Source organism: Selenomonas sp. oral taxon 892 str. F0426, assembly GCF_000468035.1.
Lineage (GTDB): Bacteria > Bacillota > Negativicutes > Selenomonadales > Selenomonadaceae > Centipeda.
Genome location: NZ_KI260523.1, coordinates 191,120 through 202,799, shown reverse-complemented (window position 1 = coordinate 202,799; position 11,680 = coordinate 191,120). Strand labels below are relative to the sequence as shown.

The following is an 11,680-nucleotide window of genomic DNA, read 5'->3' as shown; positions in this document are numbered from 1 at the left end:
TGGTGAATGCTTAACGCATTATAGCGTAAATCATGAAGCATTTCAATAACCCCTTTCTTTTGCCTTTTGTCTGCCACATTCTTCGTTTGTGGGGTTTTTTTCTAAAATATGGTATAGTATTGATCATAATGAAAAATAGAGTAAAATCATGACTCGAAAGGAAAATATATAATGACGGATCATGACAACATAATTGATATTCCAAGCCTCCAGTGGTACCCGGGACACATGCGCAAGGCGGAGCGTTTGGTCAAGGAGAATCTGAAACTCGTCGATGTGGTGGTGGAACTTCTCGATGCACGGATTCCGATGAGTTCTGCGAATCCTATACTGCGTGAGATCATCGGAGGGAAGCCGCGCGTTATTGTCCTTAATAAAGCTGATCTTGCGGATGAGACGGCAACGCGCGCATGGGTCAAACATTTTGCCGAACAAGGAGTTACGGCGGTTCCGGTCGATGCAGTCAAGGGACGTGGCGTCAAGGAACTCGTTCAGGCAATTGCGAAATGTGCGAAGCCCAAAACGGATAAACTTGTACAGCACGGAGCAAAGGCTCGCGCGGCACGCTGCATGATCCTTGGAATTCCAAATGTGGGAAAGTCTTCTCTCATCAATCGTCTGTCGGGGGGGGCGAAAACGAAGGTCGAGAATCGCCCCGGTGTTACACGGGCGAAGCAGTGGATTCGCCTCGGCGCGCAGCTGGAGCTTCTCGACATGCCGGGAATTCTCTGGCCGAAGTTTGAAGATCAGCAGGCGGCTCTTCACCTCGCGTTCACGGGGGCGATCAACGATAATGTCTACGATGTGTCAAGCGTTGTCCTCCTGCTTCTGGATACGCTTCGCATAAAGTCCCCGTCCGATCTCAAGGAACGATATCGACTGGATGAGGAACTGACAAGTGGTTTGGAGTTGCTCGAGATCATCGGACGCAACCGCGGCTGTTTGCGTGCCGGCGGAAAGATCGACTATGAAAAGGCTGAGCAGATTGTACTGACAGATTTTCGCAGCGGACGACTGGGAAGAGTCATATTGGATGTTTTGCCGAGTGCCCCCGACACAAGCGAGTGCGGTAAAGGAAATAGCGAAAATGACGATAAAAGAAATAGAGAACGTATTTCGTCAAGGTGAAATCACCGAAGAATTTATTGAATCCTGTCGAAGCGATTCTCGAAAATCTGTGCAGACAATTCTTCGTCGCTATGAACGTGAAAAAAGAGAACGCGAACGACTCCACACAATGTATATGTATGAACGTATTGCCGCACAGGCGGGACGTACGATTGTTGCCGGTGTCGATGAGGCTGGACGTGGGCCACTCGCAGGACCTGTTTCTGTCGCAGCAGTTGTTCTGCCGTTGGATTATCATTTGCCTCGTCTCAATGACTCGAAGAAGCTCTCACATGTTGTGCGTGAGGAACTCTTTGCTCAGATCATGGATGCAGCCGTTTCCTATCATGTTGCACTGGTCGATTCAGAAACGATTGATCGTATGAATATCCTGCAGGCAACCAGGATGGGGATGTATGAGGCGATTGCCAGACTTTCTCCTGCACCGAAAGAGGTGTTGATTGATGCTGTCGAACTGCCAAAACTACCCATGCCGTCGCAGTCCATCATTAAGGGAGACGCCAAGTCGGCCTCGATAGCAGCGGCGTCCATTCTAGCGAAGGTGATGCGTGATCGTCTGATGGAAGATTACGATAGGGAATATCCAAACTATGGCTTTGCACAGCATAAAGGCTATGGAACGCGTGAGCATATCGATGCAATTCGAAAATACGGAGTGTGCCCTATCCATCGCAAGTCATTTGAACCAATACGTTCCATGCTAAATTTATCAGTGATTCCATAATAACAGAAAAGGCAGTGAACACCGTGTCGATGGAAGCAAACACAACAACAGCATCCCCCGTAATACCAGCTGCTCCTCCAATTTCGCAGGGAAGAATGACCGAAGGTGTTCAGAGCCGCGGAGATCAGGGCGGAGATTCGTCTGCCGCATTCAGTCAACGGACGAATGTCTCAATCGAAACAGCTATTGATCACATGGCGGAGGTCTTATCGAAGATCAGCGGACGTCAGCAGACGAATGTACAGCAGATGCCGCAGGAACTCAAAGAAGTCATTCAGAATATGATACGCCAGTCCTTTTCCATTGAAACGACTCTGGGGCAGGGACTTGGCAGTACCGCCGCCAGTCAGCGCTTCTCAACCGATCAGCTGACAACTCTGGCACGTATGCTCAATCAGTTGGGCACGCTGGCAGAAACGGGGGACAGCATACCACGGGTCGGAGATGATTTGGCAGCGCTTCTCAGCGGATTAAAGACCGCACTGGCACGGGAGTCGGGCGGGACATTCGAGCCGATTATGCTGACGAAAGCGGCGTTTCAACTTCTTGATACAGGAAATGCAGAGCTTCTGCCAAAAGAGCTGCAGACATTCCTCTCGCAGCTGAACGCACAGGGAACAACATCAGCAGCCGCATCTGCTCGTGGTGCAGGAGCGACTTCACTTTCCTTTTTGAACCAGCTTGTGCAGCTCCTTATGCCGCGCGATAACACAAGTGCTGCACAACAGGTGCTGCAGAATGCCGATAAGCAGGAAATACCCGGGTCTGTCATTAACCAGTCCCCTGCAGTCAATCAGGAGGCGCGTCCTTCTTCTGCTGCCCCGAATGCAAATTCAGTGCCAGCGACGATTCAGGAAACAGTGTTCAGGAATACACTTGATACGCCAGTGCAGAATACGCAGCTTTCGTCCAACTCTGCAAACATCTCACAGAATACAGTGCGTGCAGATGGGGGAGCACAGCCGCCTGCACCAGGAGATCAGCGTACGCAATCCCTGTCGGCAGGGACAGAAAATCCAACCCCTTCTGGAAAATTGCCAGAGGGGCAGAATGTGTTGCTGCGTCAGGGAGAAACTGCTGCATCACAGGAGCAAATCTCGTCTGGATCCATGGGAAAAGAAAGTAATACGGCATCGAATTTGCTACATAAAGTTCCCTCAACGTCTGGGCAGGAAGGCCGTCCACAAGTAGAGATTCAGCAAGGTCAGAATAATTCTGGTCAATCACAGCCTGCGCAGAATACGTCAATCAGTACACTGCCGAAGCAGGCTGACTTAATGGCTGCGCTGAACAACAATTCGCCCACACGTTCTGCTCAAAATGCGGGATCACCTCTACAGAGCCCTCAAATGAGCCTGCAGACGGAAGATGCATCATCTTCGGTATCACGTGAAACAGCTCTTTCAAATAAGGAGGGAGCTCCCGAACAAAGTTCCGCACAGGCAAAGTCACCTGAGATGCAGAATACGATTCCAAGAATTGCCAAACAGAACGCAGAAAATGCCCAGCAGACGATGAATGTTCTGCGGAATCTTGCACAGACACTATTACAAAATGAAAATCTCAGTCAACGTGAGGCACTTATTCTGCAAAACTTTATGAATGGACGCAGCCAAACCCTGAGTGAGACGGATGCAAAGCAGCTGCAGCAGCTCATTCAGCTGACACAGCAAAACATTCCGGGTACAGTACGTCAGGCGGCACTTGAGCAGCAGATGCCAGATCTCCCACGTCTATGGGCGTTTATGCAGATGTCTGATCTTGTAAAGACACGTGGCATGACAGCGGAACAGTACAAACGTGCGGGGAGAGATGTTGCGGCTCTTGCACTCACTATGCGCAATGCACTTGAGGGAGAGAATGCCGCACCACAGCAGGGACAGCGCTCTATGAATTTTGTTATGCCTCTCTTTATGGGGGCATCGGAATATCCCGCGTATATTCATGTATACGACGAATCACACCAGGATGAGGAGACTGAGCGTGTCAAGAAGGAAACATGGCTCCGTATCTGTGTGCTTACGGACAATATCGGCACGGTAGAACTCATCAACCGTATTTATGAAGAAAATCATGTAGATATGCGCCTCTATTTCTCGGATGCCGATGCGGCTTGGGAGTTCCGACATGTACTCGATCAGATACGAGAGACAGCGGATGGTACGTCGCTCATCATTGAGGGCATACAGATTGGTGCGATCGGGGAACGGCGTTTCTTTACAAACTGATGGTGATGAATCCTATCCGCATTCTTGACGGAGAAAGCATATGAATCGTATAATACAAGGGTGCAATCTAGGGCACAAGGATGGGTGAGAGATGGCGGAAGAATGGGATAAGGATGCTTCGCCTGTCGAGGATATCCTGGTCGAGCAGGAACAACGTGCTGTTGCAATCAAATATGACGTAAATAAGGATCGTGCTCCTCGTGTAACAGCGAAGGGACGCTCCCTTGTGGCAGATCGGATTCTGGCAGAGGCGCGAAAAAATGGTATTCCCGTTTATCAAAACAAGTCTCTTGTCAATATGCTGATGGCACTTGAGATTGATCGTGAGATTCCTCCCGAGCTCTATCGTACGATTGCCGAAGTACTGGCACATGTCTATCGGATCGATCGCCATGCTGGAGATCGGCATGCGCAATAAAATCCTTGGAGATCAAGGTGAGTCCTATGCCGCACAATATCTCCTCCGAAAGGGGTACCGTATACTTACGCGCAATTATCGCACAAAGGTCGGAGAGATTGATATTATTGCGGATGATCATGGTACATTGGTGTTTATCGAGGTGAAAACACGAAGCAGTCTTCGTTATGGAACTCCTGCAGAGGCCGTTCATTACAGAAAGCAGCAAAAGATTATACAAACAGCCTATTGGTATCTGCGAATGAATCATATGGAAAACAGTTTCTGCCGTTTTGATATCCTTGAGATCTATGCAGCCGGCAGTGATTGGAGCGTGTATCATATCAAAAATGCATTTGAGGCGTGATGTTCTCAAAAACAGATGTTGGTGTTTTCCTTTTGGATACGCCGACATCTTTTTTATTTTTGCAAAAATTGAATCATATCCGTGAGTATGTTATAATGGTAGTCAAAGTATGCGGCAACTCTAGGTTGCGATAGGGAGGTATCATTTTGAACGTTGCAAAGCCGATTTATGTCATTGGACACCGCAATCCGGATACAGATTCCATTTGCTCGGCGGTCGGATACGCACATTTGAAACAGGCGATGGGTGTCAATGCCGTTGCGGCACGTGCTGGAAAGGTGAATAAGGAGACAAAATTCGCATTGGAGTATTTCCATGTGGAACAGCCGCTTCTCATTCCAGATCTCTATCCGCGTGTCAAGGACATTGCGATGGACTGCAAGATTGTTGTCCGTCAGCACGATACCCTGCGCACTCTGGGCGAAGTCCTGCGCGAAAATGATATGCGTTCGATTCCCGTTACCGACAGCACGGGAATCCTTGTTGGTATCGTTTCGGTCAGTGATCTGGCAAAACGCTATTTTCAAGAGCTCGGCATGACAAATCTCTCGGATATGCGCGTGCGCTATCGTGACATCATCCGTGCAACAGACAGCAATGTGCTTGTTGCAGGAGAAGAGGGCGAGACGATTAAGGGACAGATTCGTATTGCTGCTGGCAGTGTGGATACCATTCACAAGCTCATCAAGGAGAATGACATCGTTCTCGTAGGAGATCGTCATACAGAAACAATTCTTGCATGTATAGAGAAGGGGATTGCATGCCTAATTGTGACGGGGGGGGGACGTATTCCGCCCGAAGCAATTGAGGAGGCAGAAAAACGCAACATATTCGTACTTTCAACCCCCTATGATACCTATACTGTGGCACGTCTCATCAATCAGTGTGTACCGATTCGTCGGATCATGCACGACAACCCTGTCTGCTTCAAGCCACTTGATCTTCTGTCTGATATCAAGGGCACGATGGAGGAGACGAACTTCCGTAACTACCCCGTTCTTGAGAACGGCCGCATCGTCGGTCTCGTCAGCCGTGATCGACTCGTTGTATCCGAACCGGCACAGGTCATTCTCGTGGATCACAACGAGCGCAATCAGGCTGTTGAGGGCATTGAGGAAGCGAAGATTGTTGAGATCATCGATCATCATCGTTTCGGTGGGATCAGTACAAGCGAGCCGATCTACACGCATGCGGAGCCGGTCGGCTGCACGGCAACGATTGTCTCCAATATGCATTGGCAGAACGACATTGACATTCCTCCATCGATTGCGGGGCTCCTGCTCTCGGCGATCATTTCGGACACGGTGCTCTTCAAGTCTCCGACCTGCACTCCAAAGGATAAAGCAGTCGCAGAGCGTCTTGCAGACATTGCAAATGTTGACCTGAACACATATGGCCTCGAGATGCTCAAGGCAGGCTCCAGTGTGGGTAATATGACACCGATGGAGATTGTGCGCAATGATCTCAAGGAGTTCACCATTGGCAGCTATCGTGTTGTTGTGAGCCAGACCTCCGTCATGGATACAAAGGAAATTATGGCAAAAGAGGATGAACTTCTTGACGCAATGAAGAGTATCTGTGATGCAGAGGGCTTTGATCTTAGTCTCGTCATGATTACAGACATCCTCGAGGAGGCAACCTATCTGCTTTTCACAGGATCGCCGCGCACGCTTATCGGTGAGGCATTCCGCAAGGATACGAGCGGAACGCATCTCTATCTGCCGGGCGTTATGTCGCGTAAGAAGCAGATTATCCCACCACTTTCAGAAGCGGTTAAACGCATCAAATCGTAAATTATGTTGATATGACGGCAGGGGCGGAGTTTGCCATAGCGGCGGCCCCGCCTTTCTTATTGTAGAAATCACAGATAAAAGGAGTTCTCATGGATCTGTTTCAGGGGCTGAACGAGCCGCAGCAGCGAGCTGTAGCCTGCATTGATGGTCCGCTTCTCATCGTGGCGGGCGCGGGTTCCGGAAAGACACGCGTACTGACCTTCCGCATTGCTAATCTGTTGGAGCATGGCGTTCCGCCGTACCGTATTCTTGCCATCACCTTTACGAATAAGGCGGCACGCGAAATGCGTGACCGTGTAGATACGCTGATTGGAGATTCCGCACACGACGTCTGGCTGAGTACGTTCCATTCGTTCTGTGCCCGCTTCCTTCGCGTGGAGATTGAATATCTGGGGACGTATGCGAAGAATTTTGTCATCTACGATGCCTCGGATACGAAGGGGCTGATTCGTGAATGCCTCAAGGAGCTGAACATTGACGAGAAACACACTGCTCCGGGGGCAGTGCAGTCGCACATCTCGGATGCGAAGAACCGTTTGCTTGATGTCAAGGCGTTTGCGGCACAGGCGACGGATTTCTTTGCAGAGCAGGTGGCAAAGGTCTATGACCTCTATCAGTCGAAACTGCGTGCAAACAATGCGCTGGATTTTGACGATCTTCTGATGCTGACGGTGGAACTGCTCTCAAACAATGAGGAAATACGAGCAAAGTATCAGAATAAGTTTCAATACATTCTCGTGGACGAATATCAGGATACGAACGGCGCGCAGTATGCTATCACCAAGCTACTTGCCGCGGGTCACCATAATATCTGCGTGGTCGGCGATGCGGATCAGTCCATCTACGGCTGGCGCGGCGCGGATATGCGGAATATCCTGAACTTTGAGCGTGACTATCCAGAGGCAACCGTGATCCTGCTCGAGCAGAATTATCGCTCGACGAAGAACATCCTTGCAGCGGCGAATGCTGTGATTGAGAATAACCTGACCCGCAAGAAGAAGGAACTCTGGACGGATAATCCGACAGGCGATCCCATCACCATCTACGAGGGAGCGACCGAAAAGAATGAAGCGTCCTACATCGTGCGTGAGGTGGAGCGTCTGCATACGATGTTCCATGTCAAGTATGGCGACATCGCGGTCCTCTATCGTACGAATGCACAGTCCCGCAATATCGAGGAAGCATTCTATGCGACCGGCATCCCCTATGCGATGGTTGGCTCTGTACGTTTTTATGACCGCCGCGAAATCAGGGATATTATCGCCTATCTGCGCGTCATCTACAATCCGCGTGATACGCTGAGCCTGCTGCGCATCATCAATGTCCCAAAGCGCGGACTTGGTCAGACCTCCCTTGGACGCATGATGGAGACCGCAGCAGAATATCGCATCTCACTCTTTGAACTCATCACAGACGCTCAGCTGCTCAGTACGATCCCAAAACTCTCTGCGAAGGTGAAGACAGCACTTGAGGATTTTGCCGCACTGATCTTTACCTTTATGGGACAGGTGGGAACGCGTCCTCTCCATGAGATTGTCGAGGACATGATCGAGGAATCGGGGTATGCTGCTGCTCTCGAAGAGGACAAAAAGGAGGATAATCGGGATCGCCTCGAAAATCTGCGCGAATTCATCAGCGTGGCGAAGAACTTCGAGGATGGAGCAGAAGAAGGAGAGAACGGTCTTGAGGATTTCCTCGCGCAGATCTCGCTTATCTCCGATGTGGATGAGACGGAACAATCGGACGGCAATGTCACACTCATGACCTTCCATGCGGCAAAGGGGCTCGAATTTCCGGCGGTATTTATGGCGGGGATGGAGGAGGGGCTTTTCCCACACTCGCGTACGCTGCTCGATGATATGGAGATCGAGGAGGAGCGACGCACCTGCTACGTTGGCATCACGCGTGCGCAGCGGCGCCTTTATCTCACCTATGCACGCCAGCGGACGATATATGGGCGGACGGAACTGTCTCGTCCTTCACGCTTTCTTGCTGAGATTCCGGAGGAGCTTGTCGAACACAAGGCGGCGGATTTCTTCGCGGAATCTGCCCATACACGCGAACGCTCCGATGTTTGGGGGCGCGGGACATCTGGTACGCGGCGTGCCTATATTCCTCCACCGCCGCAGCATACGGCGGCAGATGGGAGCGTGATCCGTCCCGACGCCGCCGCGAAGTTCACAGCGGGAGATGCCGTGCGGCACAGCAAATGGGGCGATGGACGCATCGTTGCTATCAGCGGTGAGGGGGAAGAAGCGGAACTCACGATTGCCTTTCCCGGGGAAGGCATCAAGAAATTCGTGCAGAAATATGCACCCATTTTGAAGCTGTGAGGGCAGTATGAGCAACATCAAAGAAATTAAGGCGGAACTGAATGAACTGCGGCGAAAAATCCGAACGTATTCCAAGCAGTACTATGATGAGAATGCGTCCGATATTTCGGATTATGACTTCGATATGCTTATGCAGCGGCTGAAAAAGATTGAAGCGGAATATCCGGAACTCATTACGAAGAATTCGCCAACACAGAAGGTGGGCGGGACGGCACAGCGCGAGGTCGGCGTACTTGTCCCGCATGATGTGCCCATGCTGTCCCTTCAGGACGTATTCAGTGAGGAAGAAATCCGTGCATTTGTCACGGGGGTTCGCTCACATTTCCCGACGGCAGAATTTGTGGTCGAAGAAAAGATTGACGGCTTGTCACTTGCACTGCGCTATGAGAACGGCGTGCTCGCCCGTGCCATTACACGCGGCGACGGCACGGTACAGGGAGAGGATGTCACGCTGAACGCACGCGCCATCAGCGATGTTGTCGAGGAGCTGCATGAACCGCTGCCGTATTTTGAAGTGCGCGGTGAGGTCTATATGGAGCGTGCTGCGTTTGCAGAGGTGAACGAACGGCAGGAGCTGCTCGGTCTGAAGTCGTTTGCAAATCCACGCAACTGTGCGGCTGGTACATTGCGTCAGCTGGATGCCCGCGTAACAAGAGAGCGCAAACTCTCCATGTTTGTATTCAATTTGCAGCGTGCTGAGGGGCATAGTTTTTCCTCGCATATAGAGGCATACGAGTTTATGCGGGCGCAGGGGATTAAGATCATCGCCAATTACAGCGTCTGTCGTACAGCGGATGAGGTCTGGAAAGCAATTACGGAAATTGGTGCACGGCGGGGAGAACTCCCCTATGATATTGACGGTGCCGTTGTCAAGGTCAACGATTTTGTGCAGCGCGCGGAGCTCGGCGCAACTGCAAAAGCACCACGTTGGGCAATCGCCTATAAATATCCCCCCGAGGAAAAGGAGACCGTTCTCCGCACAATCGAACTCTCTGTCGGGCGTACGGGACGCATTACGCCGACGGCGGTCTTCGATCCCGTACAGCTTTGCGGAACGCGCGTTGAACGTGCGACACTCCATAATCAAGACTATATTTCAAGCCTTGATGTACGCATTGGCGATACGATCCTCGTCTACAAGTCGGGGGAGATCATTCCGCGGGTCAAGGCGGTCGTCATGGAGAAGCGCCCGGAGGGAACAGCTCCTTATGTGATCGGGGATCAATGCCCCGTCTGCGGATCTCATGCCGTGCGGGAGACGGATACTGCCGATATGAAGTGTCAGAATCCCGCGTGTTCCGCACAGGTGGAGAACCATATCTTGAATTTTGTCAGCCGCAATGCAATGGATATCAAGGGCTTTGGAGAATCGGCGATCATCGCACTCACACGGAGCGGTTATCTGCATGATGTTGCGGATATATATTCGCTCCACCTGCATCGCAGTGAACTGATTTCCTCTGGGGTGATTGGGCGAGAAAAAAGTGTGGACAATCGTCTCGGCGCGATCGAGGCGAGCAAGACGAATACGCCGGATCGTCTGCTTACAGGTCTCGGGATCTCGGGCATCGGTCGTGCAGCAGCCATTTCGCTCATGCAGACATTTCCATCCATCGACGCATTGCAGGATGCTGCGCGTACAGATCCGGAGCGCATTCGTGCCGTTCCGGACATGGGCGAGGTCAGTGTGCAGAAGCTCACGGATTTCTTTTCCTCCGAATCCGGAGTGGCACTGCTCGATAAACTCCGTGCAGCAGGTGTGAATTTTGAGAGTGCTTCGATTGTCCGTGCAGGAACATCACTGGAAGGGAAAAGCTTTGTCATCACAGGCACCCTCCCGACACTATCGCGTGAGGAATGCACCGCGCTCATTACCTCTCATGGCGGCACAGTAAAAGGCTCCGTCTCGAAAAAGACCGATTATCTCGTAGCCGGGGACGCTGCGGGAAGCAAATTGCAGAAAGCAGAAGATCTTGGCATACCGATCTTGGACGAGGCGGCACTCAAAGAGATGCTCCGACCGAAATGAAAGGATAGCACATGAAACTAAGCAGATATATTGATTCCTCCCCGCTGAACCCTGTCATGACCAGCGATGAGATACGTGCGGCGATCATGGAGGCAGTTAGGCAGGAATGCTGCTCTGTCTGCGTTCAGCCGTCAGACATTCCACTTGCTGTGGAACTATGCCGTAACAGCAAAACACGTGTCTGTACAGTACTGGATTTCCCGCATGGAAAAGCCCCTGCTGCAGTCAAGGAGCTTGAAGCACGCTATTATATGGAGTACGGTGCGGAAGAGATTGACATGGTCATGAACTATGGCCTTGCACGTTCCGGAAAATGGGCGGAAGTCGAGGCAGAGATCCGTGCCGTTGTGAATGCGGCTCATGCGCGGGATGTCGTTGTCAAGGTCATCTTTGAAGCAAGCCAGCTGAGAGACGAGGAAATCGCACGTGTAACAGAGGTCAGCATTGCGGCAGGTGCGGATTTTGTCAAGACAGCGACGGGGTTCTTGGGGACGGGTACGACGGAGGAGCAGCTTCGTATCATGCTGGAGACTGCACGTGGAAGATGCAAGGTCAAGGCATCCGGCGGGATTCGGGACTATCGGACGGCAAAGAAATTTTTGGATATGGGCGTCCACCGCTTGGGAATCGGCAGTTCATCGGTCGCGGGAATTCTTGCTGAGGAAGCGCGATCATAATATG

General features: G+C 51.3%; 9 protein-coding genes. All 9 read left to right on the top strand.

The window, feature by feature from the left end:
* The first annotated feature begins 171 nt into the window (after positions 1-171).
* The 9 genes from ylqF (at position 172) to deoC (ending at position 11,676) form a co-directional block, all read left to right on the top strand.
* Positions 172-1,128, top strand: a complete 957-nt coding sequence (gene ylqF, locus HMPREF1992_RS01885; protein ID WP_021684121.1) for a ribosome biogenesis GTPase YlqF — start codon at positions 172-174, stop codon at positions 1,126-1,128.
* Positions 1,088-1,852 carry a ribonuclease HII gene (locus tag HMPREF1992_RS01880; protein WP_037358025.1) on the top strand — a complete coding sequence of 255 codons (765 nt, stop codon included), beginning with the start codon at positions 1,088-1,090 and terminating at the stop codon, positions 1,850-1,852. The genes ylqF and HMPREF1992_RS01880 overlap by 41 nt, the downstream gene beginning before the upstream one ends.
* A gap of 95 nt (positions 1,853-1,947) precedes the next feature.
* Positions 1,948-4,080, top strand: coding sequence for a hypothetical protein (locus tag HMPREF1992_RS01875; RefSeq protein WP_021684119.1), 2,133 nt, complete (start codon positions 1,948-1,950; stop codon positions 4,078-4,080).
* A gap of 91 nt (positions 4,081-4,171) precedes the next feature.
* Positions 4,172-4,498 (top strand): EscU/YscU/HrcU family type III secretion system export apparatus switch protein, encoded by a 327-nt coding sequence (locus HMPREF1992_RS01870; RefSeq protein ID WP_021684118.1) that lies wholly within the window; start codon positions 4,172-4,174, stop codon positions 4,496-4,498.
* Entirely contained in the window at positions 4,488-4,844 is a 357-nt protein-coding gene (locus tag HMPREF1992_RS01865; RefSeq protein WP_037358019.1) for a YraN family protein, read from the top strand. The genes HMPREF1992_RS01870 and HMPREF1992_RS01865 overlap by 11 nt, the downstream gene beginning before the upstream one ends.
* Positions 4,845-4,990: 146 nt before the next feature.
* Positions 4,991-6,637: a putative manganese-dependent inorganic diphosphatase gene (locus HMPREF1992_RS01860; RefSeq protein ID WP_037358016.1), complete on the top strand. Its 1,647-nt coding sequence runs from the start codon at positions 4,991-4,993 to the stop codon at positions 6,635-6,637.
* A gap of 89 nt (positions 6,638-6,726) precedes the next feature.
* Positions 6,727-8,970 (top strand): DNA helicase PcrA, encoded by a 2,244-nt coding sequence (gene pcrA / locus HMPREF1992_RS01855; protein ID WP_021684115.1) that lies wholly within the window; start codon positions 6,727-6,729, stop codon positions 8,968-8,970.
* Between the two features lie 7 nt (positions 8,971-8,977).
* On the top strand, positions 8,978-10,999 hold the full coding sequence (gene ligA, locus HMPREF1992_RS01850; protein ID WP_021684114.1) for an NAD-dependent DNA ligase LigA: 2,022 nt from the start codon (positions 8,978-8,980) through the stop codon (positions 10,997-10,999).
* Positions 11,000-11,010: 11 nt separating this feature from the next.
* Positions 11,011-11,676 (top strand): deoxyribose-phosphate aldolase, encoded by a 666-nt coding sequence (deoC, locus tag HMPREF1992_RS01845; RefSeq protein WP_021684113.1) that lies wholly within the window; start codon positions 11,011-11,013, stop codon positions 11,674-11,676.
* Positions 11,677-11,680: the final 4 nt, after the last annotated feature.